Annotated in this window: 14 protein-coding genes and 1 pseudogene; 8 read left to right on the top strand and 7 right to left on the bottom strand. The window is 69.9% G+C overall.

All coding sequences use genetic code 11. The annotated features are described in order from the left end of the window. Nucleotides 1-3: 3 nt before the first annotated feature. From ABZU75_RS09780 to ABZU75_RS09770, 3 genes are all read left to right on the top strand, one after another. Entirely contained in the window at nucleotides 4-381 is a 378-nt protein-coding gene (locus ABZU75_RS09780; RefSeq protein ID WP_355551374.1) for a rhodanese-like domain-containing protein, read from the top strand. 50 nt (nucleotides 382-431) lie between these two features. Then, entirely contained in the window at nucleotides 432-932 is a 501-nt protein-coding gene (locus tag ABZU75_RS09775) for an Rrf2 family transcriptional regulator (RefSeq protein WP_350916541.1), read from the top strand. An 86-nt stretch (nucleotides 933-1,018) separates the two neighbouring features. Then, nucleotides 1,019-1,858 carry a sulfurtransferase gene (locus ABZU75_RS09770; RefSeq protein WP_355551371.1) on the top strand — a complete coding sequence of 280 codons (840 nt, stop codon included), beginning with the start codon at nucleotides 1,019-1,021 and terminating at the stop codon, nucleotides 1,856-1,858. 22 nt (nucleotides 1,859-1,880) lie between these two features. Here ABZU75_RS09770 and ABZU75_RS09765 read toward each other — a convergent pair whose 3' ends face one another. Next, the gene (locus tag ABZU75_RS09765; protein WP_355551369.1) at nucleotides 1,881-2,837 is read right to left on the bottom strand and encodes a hypothetical protein; all 957 of its coding nucleotides are present in this window, start codon (nucleotides 2,835-2,837) and stop codon (nucleotides 1,881-1,883) included. Further along, nucleotides 2,837-4,603 (bottom strand): thiamine pyrophosphate-binding protein, encoded by a 1,767-nt coding sequence (locus ABZU75_RS09760; protein ID WP_355551367.1) that lies wholly within the window; start codon nucleotides 4,601-4,603, stop codon nucleotides 2,837-2,839. Before ABZU75_RS09760 ends, ABZU75_RS09765 begins: the two co-directional genes overlap by 1 nt. Before the next feature lie 683 nt (nucleotides 4,604-5,286). Here ABZU75_RS09760 and ABZU75_RS09755 point away from each other — a divergent pair. Next, complete coding sequence (locus tag ABZU75_RS09755; protein ID WP_355551365.1) at nucleotides 5,287-6,879, top strand: MDR family MFS transporter; 1,593 nt, start codon at nucleotides 5,287-5,289, stop codon at nucleotides 6,877-6,879. Between the two features lie 54 nt (nucleotides 6,880-6,933). Here the strand turns inward: ABZU75_RS09755 and ABZU75_RS09750 are convergent, their stop codons facing one another. From ABZU75_RS09750 to ABZU75_RS09735, 4 genes and pseudogenes are all read right to left on the bottom strand, one after another. Further along, a complete protein-coding gene (locus ABZU75_RS09750) occupies nucleotides 6,934-8,418 on the bottom strand; it encodes a class II fumarate hydratase (protein ID WP_355551363.1) in 1,485 nt (494 codons plus the stop codon). A gap of 2 nt (nucleotides 8,419-8,420) precedes the next feature. Further along, nucleotides 8,421-10,160: an NAD-dependent malic enzyme gene (locus tag ABZU75_RS09745; RefSeq protein WP_355551361.1), complete on the bottom strand. Its 1,740-nt coding sequence runs from the start codon at nucleotides 10,158-10,160 to the stop codon at nucleotides 8,421-8,423. A 671-nt stretch (nucleotides 10,161-10,831) separates the two neighbouring features. Continuing rightward, nucleotides 10,832-10,933: pseudogene (locus ABZU75_RS09740) on the bottom strand (IS5/IS1182 family transposase); the annotation flags it as partial. Between the two features lie 66 nt (nucleotides 10,934-10,999). Further along, nucleotides 11,000-11,962 carry a GntR family transcriptional regulator gene (locus tag ABZU75_RS09735; RefSeq protein ID WP_355551358.1) on the bottom strand — a complete coding sequence of 321 codons (963 nt, stop codon included), beginning with the start codon at nucleotides 11,960-11,962 and terminating at the stop codon, nucleotides 11,000-11,002. A gap of 136 nt (nucleotides 11,963-12,098) precedes the next feature. Here ABZU75_RS09735 and ABZU75_RS09730 point away from each other — a divergent pair, with 136 nt between their 5' ends. From ABZU75_RS09730 to ABZU75_RS09715, 4 genes are all read left to right on the top strand, one after another. Then, entirely contained in the window at nucleotides 12,099-12,710 is a 612-nt protein-coding gene (locus ABZU75_RS09730; RefSeq protein WP_355551356.1) for a GNAT family N-acetyltransferase, read from the top strand. Between the two features lie 46 nt (nucleotides 12,711-12,756). Continuing rightward, nucleotides 12,757-13,632, top strand: coding sequence for an alpha/beta hydrolase (locus tag ABZU75_RS09725; protein ID WP_355551354.1), 876 nt, complete (start codon nucleotides 12,757-12,759; stop codon nucleotides 13,630-13,632). Nucleotides 13,633-14,082: 450 nt separating this feature from the next. Then, nucleotides 14,083-15,204 carry a hypothetical protein gene (locus ABZU75_RS09720; RefSeq protein ID WP_355551352.1) on the top strand — a complete coding sequence of 374 codons (1,122 nt, stop codon included), beginning with the start codon at nucleotides 14,083-14,085 and terminating at the stop codon, nucleotides 15,202-15,204. A 206-nt stretch (nucleotides 15,205-15,410) separates the two neighbouring features. Further along, on the top strand, nucleotides 15,411-16,181 hold the full coding sequence (locus tag ABZU75_RS09715) for a transposase (RefSeq protein WP_355551350.1): 771 nt from the start codon (nucleotides 15,411-15,413) through the stop codon (nucleotides 16,179-16,181). Nucleotides 16,182-16,428: 247 nt separating this feature from the next. On the opposite strand, the gene ABZU75_RS09710 is transcribed toward ABZU75_RS09715, so the two are convergent. Further along, complete coding sequence (locus tag ABZU75_RS09710) at nucleotides 16,429-18,138, bottom strand: AMP-binding protein (RefSeq protein WP_355551348.1); 1,710 nt, start codon at nucleotides 18,136-18,138, stop codon at nucleotides 16,429-16,431. Nucleotides 18,139-18,311 lie beyond the last annotated feature (173 nt).

The raw sequence follows: 18,311 nt of genomic DNA, 5'->3' as shown, positions 1-18,311 counted from the left end.
ACCATGACCGTCTCGCCCGAGGACCTTTTCATCGACCCCGAGCAGGCCGCCGGGAAGCTCGCCACCGGCGCGCTCTTCGTCGACGTACGCCGCCCCGAGGCGCGCGCCGAACACGGCCTGCTGCCCACGGCCGTCGCCGTGGAGAAGGTCGATGTCCTGAGGAGTTTCGGCCGGGAATCCCCGGAACTGCTGGCCGACGCCGCCGATCCCGGCCGGGAGATCGTCGTCTTCTGCTCGTCGGAACGCGGTTCGGGGCCGGTCGTTCAGAAGCTCGCGGAGTTGGGGTACACCAACGTCACCCATATTCTTGGCGGGTTCAGCGCATGGAAGGAGCAGGGCTTTGCGACACACCCCCATGACGGCGCGGCCACGGATGCCTGAACACCCGCAGGCGCAGCCGCCCGCGTGCGACCGGGCCCACTGAGGCCCAGGTGCGAATCTCGGCCAAGACCGACTACGCCCTGCGCGCCCTCACGCAGCTCGCGGCGCACGCGGACCGCCCGGTCAGCTCCGAGGAACTCGCGCAGGGGCAGGAGATCCCGCACAAGTTCCTCGAAGCGATCATGGCGGAGCTTCGGCGCACCGGGTTCATCACCAGCCAGCGCGGCACCGGAGGCGGGCACCGGCTCCGCCTCCCCGCCGACCAGGTCGTCATCGCCGACGTCATCCGCGCCCTCAACGGGCCGCTCACCGTCATTCGCGGAGAATGTCCTCAGGACATCGAGTACGGCCCTCCCTCGGAGGGGTTGCAGATCGTGTGGATCGCCATGCGGGCCACCCTCAGATCCATTCTCGAATCGGTGACACTGGCCGACATCGCCGGGGGAACGCTGCCCGGCCATATTCGCGAACTCGCCGGTGACCCCGACGCCTGGGTGACCCACTGGTTCCAAAATCCCGGCCAAATTCAGGAAACCGGCCGCAAGGTCTGATCCACGCCGTATTCGAATGTCAGAAGGACGGAACGTTGACATCCTCCCCGCCCTGCAGGACGGGGTCTCCACGCAGGAGGTATTTGATGAGTGAGAGCCCGACCGGACTGATCGGTGCGGACGAGCTGGCCGAACGGCTCGGGTCAGGGGCGCGCGTCCGGCTTCTCGACGTTCGCTGGCAGCTCGGTGACCCGCACGGCCACCGCGCCTATCTCGAAGGCCACCTGCCAGGGGCCGTCTTCGTCGACCTGGACACCGAACTGGCAGCCCCGCCCTCTCCCGAGGAGGGGCGGCACCCGCTGCCGGACCTGGACACGCTCCAGCGCGCCGCCCGCCGCTGGGGGCTGGACGACGGTGACGAGGTCGTCGCGTACGACGCCGGTGGCGGCCTGTCCGCGGCGCGCGCGTGGTGGCTGCTGCGCTGGGCGGGGGTGTCCTCGGTGCGGCTGCTCGACGGCGGCCTGCGGGGCTGGACGGAGGCGGGCCATCCGGTGGAGACCGGCGAGGTCCGGCCCGAACCGGGGGACGTGACGCTGACCTCCGGTGCCCTGCCCGTCCTCGACGCCGACGCCGCGGCCGACCTCGCCGGCACCGGCGTACTGCTCGACGCGCGGGCGGCCGAGCGCTACCTCGGCCACACCGAGCCGGTCGACCCGCGCGCCGGCCACATCCCCGGCGCGGTCAACGCCCCTACCGGGGAGAACCTGACGCCGGATGCGACCTTCCTCGACGAGGAGGCACTCGCCGCCCGCTTCGGCGCCCTCGGGGTGAAGGAGGGCACGGCGGTCGGTGTCTACTGCGGTTCGGGGGTGACCGCCGCCCACACCGTCTTCGCGCTGGAGCGGATCGGGATCCACGCGGCCCTGTACGCCGGGTCGTGGTCGCAGTGGTCCAACGACCCCGACCGGCCCGCGGCCACCGGCTGACGGGGAGCCGACGCGCCGCCTCTCATCTCCTGATCAACAGCGCGATCTGGTAGGAGCCGATCCCCACGCCGAACAAGACCAGGTACGGCGTGTCGATGACGTCGGCGGCGGCGACGAGCGTCACCGCCGCGGAGGCGACGGTGAGGTTGCCGTAGTCGCTCAGCGTGTCGTGGTAGCGGGCCGGACGCAGGCGATCCCGCCAGTGCTCCAGTAGAACGTCGGAGGCCTGGTGGCCGATCACGGTCACCTCCCCGGCGTCGATCCTGTGACGCCCGAGCAGCCTCCGGATCAGGTCCGGCGGCCCGTCCATCCCCGTGGACCGGAACGCCCCCACCCCCGCGTCGGGCTCGATGCGGTAGACGGGCCGGACAGCGTCATCGGCGTCCCAGCGGACGGCCATCGTCATCGCGCCGTACTCGGCGCTGCGCGTCTCGTGGATCCAGTCGACGATCACCATCCGTTCCGACCGGCGGAGCACGGCTGCGCCCGCGCCGTCCCCGATCATCCCCGCGTGCGGGTTGCGGGCGTCCACGTGACGGCTCCAGCTCGCCCCGACGCTCACCAGCGCGTGGGTGAAACGCCCGGCCCGCATGGACTCCCAGGAGAGCGCGAGCGCCATGACGAAGGTGCCGAACTCGCAGTTGATCGGCACCACGAGCGCGTGGCTCCCCAGTCCCAGGTCACGGTGCACGCGGAACAGCCCGTTCGGGCTCAGGAACTCGGACACCGTTATGTATCCGTACAGGCTGTCGATCTCGTCCGCGCGGACACCGGCCTCCTGCAGGGCCCCGCGGCACGCCGACACCGCGAGATCCTCGATCGCCTCGCCGCCCGCCAGGACCCGGCGGCTGCGGGCCCCGCTGAACAGCCCGCTCTCGGCCGAGGGCCCGCTCCCGATGGAGACCGCCTCCGCGACCGTCGGCGGCAGGGCCGATCCCAGTCCCGCGATGCCGATGCCGGCACGCGCCTCCCCGGCCATCACGCGTCCCCCGCCACCGCGGTGAACCGCTCACCGTAGGGGGGACTCACCCGGTAGTCGGTCTTGACCACGACCACCTGGGGCCGCGACCACCTGGCCGCCGCCGACCTGGCCTCGCTCATCACCTCCCGCAGGGCTTCGGCCTCCTCGACGACGTAGGCGTCGGCGCCGAGCGCGCGGGAGAACTGGGCGAGATCCACCACCCCCAGGCCGTAGAAGTCGTCCTCCAGGGAGAAACGTCCACCGTTCTGCGCGTGCTCCCCGTGGTTCACCATCCCCAGGTAGCCGTCGTCGAGGACGACGAAGATCGCGCCCACCCGGTTCTTGGCGGCGGTCCTGACCTCGTTGCCGTTCATCAGGAACGCGCCGTCGCCCACGAGCGCGGTCGCGACACGGCCGCCGTCACCGATCTTCCCGCCGACGGTCGCGCCGCACGACCAGCCCATCGACGACAGGCCGCACGGGTAGAAGATGCGGGTCGGCGGGTCGATCACCAGATGGTGCGTGGCCCATGCCGTGCAGTTGCCCATGTCGATGTACAGGTCGTCCTGACCGGTGAGCAGGTCGTTGAGGGCGAGCATCACCGCCACCGGCGACACGCCCGCCCCGCTGTCGCGGGGGAGCGGCACCGGCGTCGGCCGCGAGGAGGGGGGCGAGAGCGTGGGTGCCTGCTTCACCTCGCCCAGCCCGGGCAGCTCACGGCGCAGACCACGCAGGAAGACCTCCGCGTCGGCCTGAATGTGCTCGCCGCCCTTGAGGAACTGACCGAAGACCGTGGGATCCAGGTCGACGTGGAAGTACGACGAGACGGCCGCGAGTTTGCGGTCGAAGCTCCTGGTCGCCCATTCCCCCAGGCCGCTGCCGATCACCAGGAGGGCGTCGACCCCCGCCGCGGCGTAGCCCGCCGCCCGCTCGGTGCCCGCCGTCCCCAGCACGCCGAGGCAGCGGTCGTCGCTCTCGGGGAAGATACCCTTGGCGCGCACGCTGGTCACGACGTGAAGCCCCAGCGTGTGGACGATTTCCCGGAATGACGACTGGTTCGAGCGCAGCGCCTGCCGCGCTCCGTTCCCCAGGAAGATCAGGGGACGTCGTGCCTGCGAGAGCGCCCCGAGGACGCGCCTCGCCTCGGCGGGGTCGAGTTCCATGCCGGGCCGCCGGACCATCACGGCGGCCTTCTCGTCCCCGACCGGCATCCGGGCGATGTCCGCGGGAACCGACAGGTACACGGCGCAGGGACGGGGGCCGGTCGCGACGTTGATCGCCTGGGAGAGGATACGGGGAAAGGAGCCCGGGTCGCTCAGGCCGGTGGAGAACCCGGAGACGTGGGAGTACATCGCGGTCATGTTGGTGCCGAGATCGCTGCTGTCCTGGAGCGCCCTGAGGCCGAAGAGATCCGTCCGGACCTGACCGCCCACCACCAGCAGCGGAACCTGGTCGCGGTGAGCGGAGGCGACCCCGGTCAGCGCGTTGAGGGCGCCAGGGCCCGCGGTGACCAGGCACACGCCCAGCTTTCCCGTCGATCGCGCGTACCCGTCCGCCATAAAGGCGGCTCCTCCCTCGTGAGAGGCGATGATGAATTTGATTTTCGGATGTTCTCGCAGAGCCTGAATGAACGCGGAGATGTTTCCACCGGGAATGCCGAAAACCGCGTCCACCCCTAGGGCGTCGAGCTGCTCAAGGAGAAACTCGGCCACGGTCAGTTCGCTTACCGAGCTTGTCCTGGTGTTCAACACAACTGTTCCCCTGGAAACGAAGAAGTGGGACATCTAACGGGACAACGTGACATCTAACGACATGGTCATCATCCGTTCGCCCGCTGGGCGTCACTCTCCAGGCGGATGCCGGGTCACCCGCGCGGGGGAGGCGGATGCTCTCGCCAGAGGGCGGAAGTCCGTTTTTCCAGGTCAAATTCATGGTGCGGGAATGGTGGCGCGGAGGGGGGGCGCCCGCCGTCGGGGTGACGAACGCCCGGCACACTCGAAGTTTTCAGAAACATAGAATTAACAAACAAAGTGTTTCTCGGCTGAATGGCTCCGTTTTATGAAATCCGGAGACACGAATCGTGGAAACGACCGAGACCGGTGACCTGACGCGCGAGGCCCGTTCCCGTCGCGGCGGCCACAGCGGCCACCACCTCGCGAAGGGGCCTTCCCCGGCGCCCGTCCGGCGCGGAAGGTCTTCCCGTACGGGCCGCCGAATCGGGGTCGCGACGCGGGACGGTTCCGGCGTGGTTCCGGCTCCGGCACGGAACCGCGCCCGTCCGCGGCACGGCGGCGGAAGGCGCACCCGGGGCGGATGTTGCGGAAGGGGGCATGGGACACTTGTCAGGACGACGGGGCGCGGTGTTGACATCGCCGCCCGTCGGCCCGGGGCGATCATGTCCCGTGCCGCGCCTCCTGCCGCCGTCACCGCCGCACAGAGCGAGCGGAGACCCGCGGAGAAGTCTCTCGTGGATCATCCCCCTGTCATGCCCGGCGCCTCCGTGCGGTCCGAGGCCCTTCCTTCTTCCTCACCCCTGTCCGAGTCCCCTGTCTCGGCCTCGCCTCCAGCCCCCGCTCCCCGGCTCGGGAGGATCTTCGTCGCCCTGCTGCTGGTCACCTTCCTGTCCGCGCTGGACCAGACGATCGTCGCCACGGCCCTGCCCGCCATCGTCGGAGAGCTCGGCGGCCTGGAACACATGTCGTGGGTCGTGGCGGCCTACGCGCTCGCCACGGCGGTCGCGATGCCGGTCTTCGGGAAGCTCGGCGACGCCCTGGGGCGCAAGTCGCTGCTGCTCGGGTCGATCGTCGTCTTCCTGGTGGCGTCGGCGCTGTGCGGCGCGGCCCAGGACATCGTCCAGCTCGTCCTGGCTCGCGCCCTGCAGGGGCTCGGCGCCGCGGGACTGATGATCCTGTCGCAGGCCGTGGTCGCCGACCTGGTCCCGCCGCGCGACCGGGGCAGGTTCCTCGGCCCGCTGGGCTCGGTCTTCGGCGTCGCCACGGTGGTCAGCCCGCTCATCGGCGGGACGCTCACCGACGGCGCCGGATGGCGCTGGATCTTCTGGATCAACCTGCCGCTCGGCATCGTGGCGCTCGTCCTCGCCGCCACCTCGCTGCGGCTGCCGAAGCGGCGGCTGTCGGCTCCCCTCGACGTGACGGGCACCGCGCTGATGGCCGTCACGACGACCGCGCTCGTCCTGATCGGCACCTGGGGCGGCACGCTCCACGGCTGGACGTCCCCGACGATCCTGGGCCTGGGCGCGTTCACACTGGTGGGAACGTTCCTGTTCATGCTCGCCGAGCGCCGTGCGGCCGACCCGCTCATCCCGCTCGGCCTCCTCGCCGACCGCACGGTCCTGGTCGCCGGCGGACTGAGCCTCGTGGTCGGTGCCGGACTGTTCAGCGTGGTCAGCTACGTGCCGTCGTACGTCCAGATGGTGTACTCGATGGGTGCCACCGCGGCGGGCCTGTTCCTGGTGCCGCTGACGCTCGGCCTGCTCGCGGCGAACATCGGCACCGGTCTCCTGATCAGCAGGTTCGGGCGCTACAAGATCTACCCGATCGTCGGCACCGCCCTCGCGGCCGCCTCGATGCTGCTGCTCGGGTCGATGACCACGCAGACGCCCTCGTGGCTGCTGGCCGCCTACCTGGTGCTGCTCGGCCTCGGGGTCGGCTGCTTCATGCAGGTCTCGATCACCGCGGTGCAGATCGCGGTGCCCCAGTCCTCGGTCGGCACCGCCACCTCGACGGTCGTCTTCGTAAGGGAGATCGGCGTGACGGTCGGGGCGGCGGTGATCGGCTCGGTGTTCGCCAACCGGGTCGCCGCCGGGCTCGGCCCCGTGCTCGGCGGGGCCGGTGACCCGCACCGCCTGACGCCCGAGGCCGCCGCCGCGCTGCCTCCAGCCGCCCGCGCGCTCGTCGCCGGGGCCTACGCCGACGGGCTGGTGCCGATGTTCCTGTGGCTGGCGGTGGTGTTCGGGGCGGGCCTGGTGCTGGCGCTGCTGCTCAGGGAACGCCCGCTCACCGCATCATCCGGCACGGCCGCCGGGGGGAGTCCTCCGTGACAGCCTGGGCGGCGACCGCGTTTCGAGCGACCGAGCCTGTCCCGGCCCGCCGCCTCAGGGAGGCGTGCCGTCACCTGAGGCGGCCACGCCGGGCCGGGTGAGGCGTTCGGGATCGACGACCTTGTCGTAGAGGGCCTGGCTGACGCCGGACTTGAGAGCGGCCTCCTTGAGCGTGAGGTCCTCGTCGAGCGCTCGGTGGGCGATCCGCGCGGCCTCGTCATAGCCGATGATCGGGCTGAGCGCGGTCACCATCATCACGGACCGGTCGACGTCGTCCTTCAGCCTGGCGGTGTCGAGCTGAGCGCCCTCAATGAGGTAGACGCGGAAGTGGTCCATCATGTCGGACAGGATCCGTACCGAGTGCAGGACGTTGTTGATGATGACAGGGCGGAAGGCGTTGAGCTCGAAGTTGCCCTCCGCGCCCGCCATCGAGACCGCGCTGTCGTTGCCGACCACCTGGATGGCGACCATCAGCATCGCCTCCGCCTGGGTCGGATTGACCTTGCCCGGCATGATCGAGGACCCCGGTTCGTTGGACGGCAGGATCAGCTCGTGCAGGCCGGCCCGGGGCCCCGATCCCAGCCAGCGCATGTCGTTGGCGAACTTGAACAGCGACACCGCCAGGGCGCGCACCGCCGCCGAGACCCGGACCAGCGCGTCGCACGAGGCCTGGGCGGCGAACTTATTGGGGGCGCTGACGAAGGGGTAGCCGGTGAGATCGGCGATCTGGGCGGCGACCTCGTCCCCGAACCCCGGTGGCGCGTTCAGCCCGGTGCCGACCGCCGTGCCGCCGATCGCCAGCCGGTACAGCCCGGTGAGGGTGTGTTCGAGGTGGTCGGCGGCGTCCTGGATCTGGACGAGGTAGCCCGACCACTCCTGGCCGACCGTCAGCGGGGTGGCATCCTCCAGATGGGTGCGGCCGATCTTGACCACGTGCTCCCACTGGAGGCTCTTGGCCGCGGTGGCGTCACGCAGCCGCGTCAGCGCCGGCAGCAACCGGCCGTCGATCGCCCGCACCGCGGCGATGTGCATGGCGGTGACGAACGTGTCGTTGGACGACTGTCCCATGTTCACGTGGTCGTTCGGATGCACGGGATCCTTGCCGCCGAGCGGACGGCCGATGAGTTGGAGAGCCCGGTTGGAGATCACCTCGTTGACGTTCATGTTCGACTGCGTGCCGGAGCCGGTCTGCCAGACGTACAGCGGGAACTCGCTGTCCAGGTCACCGTGGACGATCTCGTCGGAGACCCGGCTGATCAGGTCGGCCTTCCACCGGGGCAGCCGGCCGGCGCGGCCGTTGACGATCGCCGCGGCCTTCTTGACGAAACCGTAGGCGTGGTAGACGGCCTTGGGCATCAGGTCGTCGCCGATGGCGAAGTGGATCAGCGACCGCTGGGTCTGCGCGCCCCAGTAGTGGTCGGCCGGCACCTGGATCTCGCCGATCGAGTCGCTCTCGGTACGGGTGCCGGAGGCCTCCAGGCCGATCGGCAGGTCCAGGATCCGCGGCGCGCTCTCGTCCTCCCGGTGCTGACCGGCCATCGTCATGTCCCCCGAACCGGTCGGTACCGCGGCTGCCACATCGCGTTCTGGACCTGCTGGACGGTGTCCCGCAGGTCGGCGCGGGCCAGGTCCTCCTTGGCCGCCTGCTCCGCGACCGCGACCGCGACCGTGGCCGAGACCTCTCTCAGGTTGTCCACCTGGGGCAGCAGGGAGGCGCCCGGGGTCGAGACGTCCACCATGCCGCCGACCGCCTCGGCGGCTGCCTGGAGCATGCCGTCGCTGACCCGCCGCGCTCGCGACACGACCGCGCCCAGTCCCAGCCCCGGGTAGAGCAGGGCGTTGTTGGCCTGGGCGATGACGTAGGTGACACCGTGGTGGGTGATGGGGGCGACCGGGATGCCGGTGGCGATCAGGGCGCGGCCGTCGGTCCACCGGATCAGGTCGGCCGGCATCGCCTCGATCCGCTCGGTCGGGTTGGAGATCGGGAAGATGATCGGCCTGTCGACACCGGCGGCCATGGCTCGAACGATCTTTTCGGTGAAGGCGCCGTGCTTGGTGGAGGTGCCGAGCAGCATGGTCGGCTTGACGCGGCCGACGACCTCGTCGAGGTCGATCTCGTCCCTCTCCCCGCTCCAGTCGGCGACCTCGGAGGCCGGCCGGGCGTAGGGGGACTGGAAGTCGCGCAGGTCTGACATGTCGTCGATCAGCAGGCCCTGCTTGTCGACCGCCCAGATCCGGCGGGTGGCCGTCTGGCGGTCCAGGCCGTCGCGGACCATCGCGTCACGCAACTGATCGGCGATCCCGATGCCGGCCGTACCGGCGCCGAAGACGACGATTCGCTGCTCGCGCATCGGTGTACCGGAGACGCGGACGGCGCCCAGCATGGCCGCGAGCACGATCGCGCCGGTGCCCTGCATGTCGTCGTTGAAGGTGGGGATCCGGCCGGTGTACCTCTCCAGGATGCGCCGGGCGTTGGACGGCCCGAAATCCTCCCAGTGCAGCATCGCGCCGGGGAACAGGCGGGTGGCCGCCGAGACGTAGGCGTCGATGAAGTTGTCGTAGCGTTCCCCCCGCACCCGCGAGTGCCGGTTGCCCACGTAGAACGGGTCGTTGAGCAACCCCTCGTTGTCGGTGCCGACGTCCAGCGCGACGGGGATGACCCGGGCGGGGTCGATCCCGGCGGCGGCGGTGTAGACGGCCAGCTTGCCGACGGCGATGCCGGCCCCGCCGCCCACCCCCCAGTCCCCGATGCCCAGGATCTCCTCCGCGTCGGAGGCGACGATCAGGTCGACGTCGTCGGCTCCCATGCCGAGGTTCTGGAAAGCCCGCTCGATGCCGTCCACGTCGTCGACGGACAGGTAGACGCCCCGCGGCCGGCGGTACTCGTGGCTGTAGGTCCTGATCGCCTGCGCGATCGTCGGGTCGTACACGATCGGCAGCATCTCCCGCAGGTGATCGGCCAGGAGCCGGTAGAAGAGCACCTCGTCACGGTCCTGCAGTGCCGACAGGTAGACGTTCTTGCGCAGGCCGGTCGGTTGTGCCCGGTACTGCGCGTACGCGCGGCGCGCCTGCTCGTCGAGTGTCTCGACAGCCGAGGGGAGCAGCCCCTCCAGGCCCAGCTCCGCGCGCTCCTGCTCGCTGAACGCCGTTCCCTTGTTCAGCAGCGAGTTGTTCAGTATCTCCAGCCCGCGCAACGTGGTGACGTAGCCCCCGCCGGGGTTCTCCGTGAAGCCGCGGTGCGCGCTCCTCGGCTGTTCGGCCCTGCCGGACTCCTTCGCCATCCCCATCACCCGCACATCTCTGACCCGGGACGCACCCGCCGCCCCTCAGGCGAGTCGGCAGCCGATCTGTCCATGTGGGGCCTCCCCGCTGCACGATCCGTGCACGCCAAAGGGAAAATAAATTACTTTTGCAACGACGGCCTTGCCGGACTCGGCGATCTTGTCATGGCGGGGCGACACCTCAGGATCGACATTCCGGCAGGGGTGCACAACGCGCGGCCGGCGAGTCGGCCCAAGGCTCGCCGTACCGCTTCCTTTACCGTGGCGTGGGCCCTGCCCTGCCCGTGCCTCCCGTTCGGGTGATGCCTTGACCTCGGGTAAAACATCGCGGGAGCCGCGTCGACCGGTCCTTACTTCGGGTAGACAGTAAGAAAAGCTCCCGGTCCGGCCCATGTCGCCGGCTGGTTTCCGCCCGGCGTCCGGCCGGGGCATCGAATGATCAATCGGAAGTCGATCCGTTATGAGTGCACACGTTCACGTCCGTCTCGACCACGGCCTGACCATGAACGAAAAGAGCGAGCTGGTCGAGCTGACGCGCTGCCGGTGTGGCGCCGTATGGAGCACGACCCACTGGGCCGGAGACGGCGACCTGGAGTGATCGCCGGGCGGCGGTGGCCGGGGACCGCGTGCTCTTCTCCCTACAGCTGCGCGCGATCGGCGTCGGCCGCAGTGATCGCGTGCAGCTTCTGGGCCAGGCCCAGGGCGGCCCATTCCCTGAGGCGACGGCGGATAGTGGCGGCCGAGCAGTGCGCGCTGGCGGTGCGTTCGTCACCGTCCGCGCACCCATCCGCCGAGCAAGACCCCGCTACCGCTGGGATGCCCAACCCACATCACGCCGACTACGGGCGCGTTCGGGCCTGATCCTCCACCAGGGCGGCGAAACCGTCGAGATGGCGTGCAAGGCTGTACTCGAACAATCCGTCCACGTCCGACACCGTTTCCTCGGAAACCGCGGCCAGCAGCGGAAATCGTCCGGAGCGGAGGAGTTCGTCGGCCCGCTTTCGCTGTGTCAGCCACCACCGGTCGAGCGTCATACCGGTCTCCTGCTCGGCTTCGATCTCATCCGCCGTGGACAGCGCAACGGTGTGGACCAGTGCGTGCAGCGTGAGCGCCTCGCGAATCCGTGTCGTCATGGGCAGTCCAAGCCCGTCGAGTGCGCGCAGGGTCCACTCGGTGTGCGCCATCATGTTGGGCACCAGCAACGGTCGCGTGAACGAGATGGCCCTGGGCAGCCAGAGGTGTCGCCGGCACAGCTCCCATTGCCGGCGGGAGATCAGTTCGAGCTTGGCTCGCCACCCCTCCGGCCCCGGGATGGGGAGCTCCAGTTCGCCGAAGACCTTGTCGGCCATCTGCGTCACCAGTTCGTCCTTGTTCGTCACGTGCCGGTACAGCGACATCGGACCGACGCCGAGCTCGGAAGCGAGTCGCCGCATGGATACGGCGTCGAGTCCCTCGGCGTCGGCGATCGCGATGGCGGTGCGGAGAGCCTGCTTCCGGTTCAGTGCCTGCTTGGGGACGTCGGCTCGCCGCGGTCTCAGGGGAGTGGTCAGGCCGGCCGGCTGCTTCTGGCGCAGGGGGCTGACCACCGTGCCGGCGCCGACCTTCGTTTCGACCAGCCCTTCGTCGCGGAGAGTGGCCATCACTCTGGTCGCGGTCGCGACCGCGACCCCGCATCGCTGGGCGATCTCCCGGATGGAAGGCACCCGGTCGCCGGGCCGCAGGTCGCCGGTCAGGATCCGGGCACGGATCTCCGTGACGATCTGCCGGTATGGCGGTTCCGGTCGCGGCGTTGACGACGGCATAGAGTCCCCGATCTCTTGGTGAGGTTGCTGTCCGCCAAGAGTGTACTAGTTCAATCTCTCTCAGTACTAGTTCACTTTAACTCGCTAAATTCTCGAGATATATCCACCTCCGGGACCGTTTCAATACGATGTACCCATGACAGTTGATACGCCGTACGCATCCGTGCGGCGAGCGGATGACGCAGACCAGCAGGCGGTGTTGGACGTCCTGACCGAGGCGTTCATGAACGATCCACTGGTCTGTTGGCTCTTCCCCGAGATGGGCCAACGAGGTCGTCTCCAGGCGCACTTCTACCGCCCCCTGCTCACTCATCCCGCCGTCGAGGCGTACCTGGCCGGCCGTCGCGAGGGCGCCTCGGTATGGCTGACGCTGGCCGCAGGTCAGACGCCCTATGCGGAGCACCCGGACGCGCCCGAGGCGGGCCAGGAGACGGCCTTCGGTGAGAACGGTGCACGATTGCCGGCCCTGGGCCAGGCACTGGCCCCACGGCACCCCGATCGCGAACCGCACCTCTACCTCCCCTGCATGGGGGTGATCAGCGGGCGGCAGGGCACCGGACTCGGCTCGGCGATGCTGCGGCACCGGCTGGAGCGAGCGGACGCCGACGGGCTCGCCGCGTATCTGGAGGCGAGTTCGTCCCGGAGTCGCGCCCTCTACCAGCGGCACGGATTCGAGGATCTCGGCGAGCCGGTTCGCGTGGCGGACAGCCCGCCCCTGTGGCCGATGTGGCGCCCACCGCACCGCTGACCGCCAACTCACACCACCCGTCCAACAGACAAAGGAGAGAACATCAATGACAACGAACCGCGACGCCGATCGGCGACCGCCGACCCTGGTGTTCATCCACGGCACCAACTCCTCGTCGGCCTGGGCTTCGGGGCTGACCAGCGAGCTCGCCCTGCGCGGGCACCGGTGCGTGGCCGTCGACCTTCCGGGACACGGCCGCGAGGCGTTCTACCCCCGTTCGTACCAGGCCCCGCAGGACCTCGAGGCACTGGCAACCGAACCTTCGCCGCTCGCCAAGATCACCATCGACGACTATGTCGAGCGCGTTGTGGACGTGGTGCGCCGCGCCCGCCGCCACGGGCCCGTGATCCTGGTCGGCATGAGCCAGGGCGGCGTCACCGTGAGCAGAGTCGGCAACGCCATCCCCGAACTGCTCGAACGGGTTGTCTACGTCGCGGCGTACTGCTGCGTGGACCTGCCGAACCTGGCCGCTTATCTCGAAACGCCGGAGAACAGTGACAGCCTGCTCCCCCAAGTGACCGCGGCCATGGTCGCCGATCCAGCGGTCCTGGGGGTGAGCCGGCTCAACTGGCGCTCGGCCGACCCGGTGGTGTTCCAAGGCGTCAAGGATGCCCTTGCCGGAGATTTCACCGACGAAGGGGTCGGTCGGCTGCTCAACATGCTCGAACCGGACGAGACTGCCGGCATTCCCCTGGCCGAAGCCCGGGGCGAGGCACACACCTGGGGCCGGATTCCCCGGACGTACGTGCGTCTCACCCTCGACCGGCTTATCCCGCCGGCGCTGCAGGACCGATTCATCAAAGAGGCCGACCGCCTCACTCCGAACAACCCGACCGACGTGCGAAGCGTCGCGGCACCCCATGTCGGCCCGTTCGACCGGCCTGAACTGGTGGAGATCTTCTCGGAACTCGCCAGCCGCTGACCCGGCGCGGCATGCTCCAGGAAAAGTCGCGTTATAGCTGGTGAGCAGGAGTTCTGACGAGGCGGAGTGGGTCCGGTGTGCTGGACTCCGCCACCCGGCCGCCTCGTCTTCCGCGTCTTCGCCACCGCGTCGGCCCGCGGGGGCTAGAGCGGATGCCACTCCAACCAGTCGCATCGCCCGGTCGTGGTCTCGCAGGTGTAGAACAGCCTGACCTCGGACCCGGCGAACGTTCTTGGTCAGCGCTGGGCGGGCGGGGTCGCGCGACGTATCGGCCGCCGAGTATCTTGAGAGGTGGCGACCGTCCGCGCCCAACCTCCGGCGACCCGCCCCAGCCGGGTCACCCGACGGAGGCAAAGGGAGGCCCACCTCTCGGCCGAGGCACCATTCGTCGATCGTGCGCCCGCCGCAGCGATTGCTGGGGGATCCGCGGACGGGACGCGGGAGACGATCATGACCAAGCAGGCCGGCTTCAAACGGCACGTGCGCGCCCGGATGGCCAAGACCGGCGAGTCGTACGCGACCGCCCGCAGCAGGCTCCTCGCCGAGCACCTGGGCACGACGCCGGACGACTTCCCGGTCGACTGGATGCCCGAGGCGCTGCACATCAGCAACGGCGACGCCACCGACGTGCCAGGGACCGGGCTCGCGCGGCGCGTGGTCTACTGGCGCGATCTCCTACACGAGGGGCCGGTGCCCGAGGTGGCGCCGGCCCAGCTGCGCCGGATCAGGGTCGACTACCTCACCGGCTACGAGGGCGTCGAGCGCGCCGAGGCGATGCGCCAGTTCACCGAGCGGGACCGGGCCCTGGGGGCCAACCGCGACGGGGAGTACGTGCTGTGGTTCGAGGCGGACCTGTACGACCAGTTGCAGATCGCCGAGATCCTCGCCCGCCTGGCTGATCTGGGCGTTCCCCCCGAGCGCATCACTTTGATCTGCATAGGCGAACACGCGGGCATCGCCCGCTTCGGCGGCCTCGGGGAGCTGACCGCCGAGCAGTTGCGTGAGCTGTCGCACACGAACGCGTGTGCGCGGCTGACCCCGGCGGCGCTCGAACTGGCCGTCCGCGCGTGGGCGGCCTTCCGCGCGCCCACTCCCGAGGGCCTGGGCTCCATCGCCTCCGCGCGGCTGGGCGAGCTGCGCTTCCTGGGCGAGGCATTCGACCGACTCAGCCGGGAGTATCCGGCGACGCGGGACGGTCTGTCGCTGACCGAGCGGCGGGTGCTGGCCGCCGTCGCCGACGGCGCGTCCGATGCCGGGACGGCCTTCGTGAGGGCCGGGGCGCGGGAGACGCGGCCGTACATGGGGGACATCACATGCTTCGGCCGGATGGACCGGATGGCAGCGGGGCCACACCCGCTGCTCCGTCTCGACCCGCCTGGCCGCCCCGTGGAGCGGACGACGGGCGTGTGCCTGACCGACACCGGGGCGCGGGTGCTGGCCGGAGAGGCCGACCAGATCGCCCTCAACGGCATCGACCGGTGGATCGGCGGCGTGCATCTGCAGGGCCACTACGTGCCGTGGCGCTGGGACGACGGCACCGAAACCATCGTCCACCTCCCCGGCGAAGCATAGAAGCCCAAGGCCGGCAGCCGGCGTTCACCGGGTTACGCGCCGTTCGGAACTTGTCAAGCTCGATATCCGCAGGTCGGCCGGCAGCGCGGCGACGTCGCCGGATGTCATCGAGGTGCCGCGGCCGGCGTGCGCCACGCGCGGCCTGCCGCCACCTCGGTCTCCCGCTGAGCCGGATCAGGGATCTTCTCGACGGGCAGGCGGCCGGCTTGCGCGAGGCCCTCGGCGAACTGCGCTCCGAACTCGACGAGCAGGCGGCGCTCATCGCCCGCAAACGGTCTGCGCTCGATCAGCTGCTGCGGGACAACCGAGACCCCGAACTGCCCGCCGGGCTCGGCGCTGCCCTCGCCACGCTTGAGGCGGCAGGGCTACCCGCCGCGGTCCTGAACCGCGACAAAGAGGACCTCCTTCTCGTGATCGCCCTGGCCGACGACCCCGCCGCGACGACCGCGCAGCTCACGACCATGTACGAGACCTTGACCGCCGCCCCGAACCTGTTCCGCCACGTGGAACTGTCACACCGCTTCGCAGCCCTCGCGGACGGTGGGCACGATCCGGCTGAACTCGACCGGCTCGCGCGACTACACCGATTTCGTGCTCGCCGCCCTTCCCGGCCTCGACCGAGCGGACGCCCTCGCCGACAGCGGGACGGACTTCCACGAGATCACTGGCGAGCACGACGAGAGCACCCTCGGCTCGGCGCAGTTCGCCGTGCTCACCGCCGTTCAGGAGAATCTCGCCGCCCACCTGATCCCGGCGTCCCCCGGAGGGAGATGGCAGCCCGGCTGGCCACACCCGCCGGCCGCAACCTCTACAAACGGCGCAGTGCCCTGGTCGAACCCGGCTTCGCTCAGCTCTTCCAACGATTCGGACGCCACCTCAACTACCGAGGCACCGCCGGCGTGGACACCGAGATCAAACTCCTGGGAGCCGTCCACAACCTGAACAAGCTCTTTCTCCACGCCAAGAACACCTCTTGACCACCCGGGGCTGGGAGTTACGCGACAGCCTCCCGGTTGCCGGCCCGTGCACCGAAACCCTCCACGCCCGGTCCCGGGCGTCCTCCTGGCTCGACCAACCGCAGGCCGTCCGGCATCACGACGTCGGGAAAACCATCAAACGCGACAAAACCCTCATCGCTCGACAGCAGCGCGCAGGTTAAACGACAAGCTCAGGGCCCGCCCATCGCCTGCCAGCCGGGTCTCGCGCTCTCGGCGGTATCGATCCTCACCCTCGGCGCGTTGGGCCGAATTCGGGAAACTGGTCCTCGCGCCACTCGGCGCCGTTGCCCTGCCCCGCCGACTCGTTCTCCCGTGCGCGCAGCTCGACCCGGCGGATCTTGCCGGAGATGGTCTTGGGCAGCTCGTGGAACTCGATCCGGCGGATTCGCTGGTAGGGGGCCAGGCGCTCGCGGGCGTAGCGCAGGATCGACAGCGCCGTCTCCCTCGTCGGCGCATGGCCCGGGGTCAGGGCGATGTAGGCCTTGGGCACGGCCAGCCGTACCGGGTCGGGGGCGGGGACCACGGCCGCCTCGGCCACCGCCGGGTGCTCGATCAGTACCGACTCCAGCTCGAACGGGCTGATCTTGTAGTCGCTGGCCTTGAAAACGTCGTCGGTACGCCCGATGTAGGTGATGTACCCCTCGTCGTCGACGGCGGCCACGTCCCCGGTGTGGTAGTAGCCCCCGGCCATCGCCTCGGCATCGCGCTCGATGTCGTCCTGGTAGCCGGTCATCAACGGCAGCGGCCTGCGCGAGAGGTCCAGGCAGATCTCCCCCTCCCCGACCCCGCTGACCTGGCGGCCGGTGACCGGGTCGACCAGGACCACCGGGATACCGGGCAGTGGGCGCCCCATCGAGCCGGGACGTACCGGCGAGCCGGGGGTGTTGCCCACCTGCGCGGTCGTCTCGGTCTGCCCGAAACCATCTCGGACCGTCAGCCCCCACGCACGCCGGACCTGCTCGATCACCTCGGGGTTGAGCGGCTCCCCCGCGGCCACGGCCTCCCGCAGCGCGACCGGGCGCTCGCCCAGCTCGGCCTTGATCAGCATCCGCCACACCGTCGGCGGCGCGCAGAACGAGGTGACCTCCAGCTCGCGGAGCCGCCTCAGCAGCGCGGCGGCGTCGAAACGGCGGTAGGTGTAGACGAGGATCGTGGCCTCAGCGATCCACGGGGCGAAGAAAGACGACCAAGCGTGCTTGGCCCACCCCGGCGAGGAGATGTTCAGGTGCACATCCCCGGGCCGCAACCCCAGCCAGTACATCGTCGACACGTGCCCCACCGGGTAGGAGACCTGGGTGTGCTCGACCAGCTTGGGCCGTGAGGTGGTTCCCGAGGTGAAGTACAACAGCAGCGGATCGCCCGGCGCCGTGCCCGGATGCCCCACCGGCGCGTGCTCCAGAGCGGCGGCGCCCCGCAGATCGGCCCACCCCTCGGCCGCACCCACGCTGATCCGGGTGTAGTCCCCGGGGACGTGGGCGAACCTGCCCACGTCGGCGGCGTTGCAGATCACGTGCCGCGCCCCGCCCCGGCCGATCCGATCGACCAGGTCCGCCGGGCCGACCGCGGGGGTGGTCGGCATGATCACCGCCCCCAGCTTCATCACCGCGAGCATGCACTCCCACAGCTCGACCTGGTTGCCGAGCATGAGAACCACCGGGTCGCCCTTGCGTACGCCGTGCGCGGCCAGCCAGGCCGCCAGCCGGTCCGAGGCCCGCGCCAGCTCCGCGAAACCGCGCTGTGTCGCGGTCCCGTCCTCCTCCAGCAGCACCAGCGCCGGACGGTCGTTGTCCCGCGCGATCGCGTTGAACCAGTCCACCGCCCAGTTGAACCGCTCGCCCAGCTCCGGCCAGCGGAACTCGGCCACCGCCCGGGCATGCTCGCCACGCAGCGACAGCAACTGATCCCGGCTCGCACGGTAGGCATCGGTCACGTTCACCGCGTATCTCCTCTCGTTAGCAGGCTGACGCCGCCTCACAGTGCTCGAGGCGCCGTCGTTGGCGGACCTCATGAGCGTGCGACACACCCGAGCCGCGCAATACCCCCTTGAGGGGGTAGCCGGCTGCCCTCTACCGTGACTCCGCAGGACACGGCCGCGGGCCGCGCGCCACC

This window comes from Streptosporangium sp. NPDC005286, assembly GCF_040607515.1.
Lineage (GTDB): Bacteria > Actinomycetota > Actinomycetes > Streptosporangiales > Streptosporangiaceae > Streptosporangium.
This window is presented reverse-complemented; position numbering and strand designations above follow the sequence as displayed.

Bases quoted from the DNA above. Each gene is read 5' to 3' on its own strand.
- ABZU75_RS09745 (WP_355551361.1), bottom strand. From the start codon at position 10,160: ATGGCGAAGGAGTCCGGCAGGGCCGAACAGCCGAGGAGCGCGCACCGC.
- ABZU75_RS09750 (WP_355551363.1), bottom strand. From the start codon at position 8,418: ATGGCCGGTCAGCACCGGGAGGACGAGAGCGCGCCGCGGATCCTGGAC.
- ABZU75_RS09765 (WP_355551369.1), bottom strand. From the start codon at position 2,837: ATGGCCGGGGAGGCGCGTGCCGGCATCGGCATCGCGGGACTGGGATCG.
- ABZU75_RS09760 (WP_355551367.1), bottom strand. From the start codon at position 4,603: ATGTCCCACTTCTTCGTTTCCAGGGGAACAGTTGTGTTGAACACCAGG.
- ABZU75_RS09770 (WP_355551371.1), top strand. From the start codon at position 1,019: ATGAGTGAGAGCCCGACCGGACTGATCGGTGCGGACGAGCTGGCCGAA.
- ABZU75_RS09730 (WP_355551356.1), top strand. From the start codon at position 12,099: ATGACAGTTGATACGCCGTACGCATCCGTGCGGCGAGCGGATGACGCA.
- ABZU75_RS09725 (WP_355551354.1), top strand. From the start codon at position 12,757: ATGACAACGAACCGCGACGCCGATCGGCGACCGCCGACCCTGGTGTTC.
- ABZU75_RS09780 (WP_355551374.1), top strand. From the start codon at position 4: ATGACCGTCTCGCCCGAGGACCTTTTCATCGACCCCGAGCAGGCCGCC.
- ABZU75_RS09735 (WP_355551358.1), bottom strand. From the start codon at position 11,962: ATGCCGTCGTCAACGCCGCGACCGGAACCGCCATACCGGCAGATCGTC.
- ABZU75_RS09720 (WP_355551352.1), top strand. From the start codon at position 14,083: ATGACCAAGCAGGCCGGCTTCAAACGGCACGTGCGCGCCCGGATGGCC.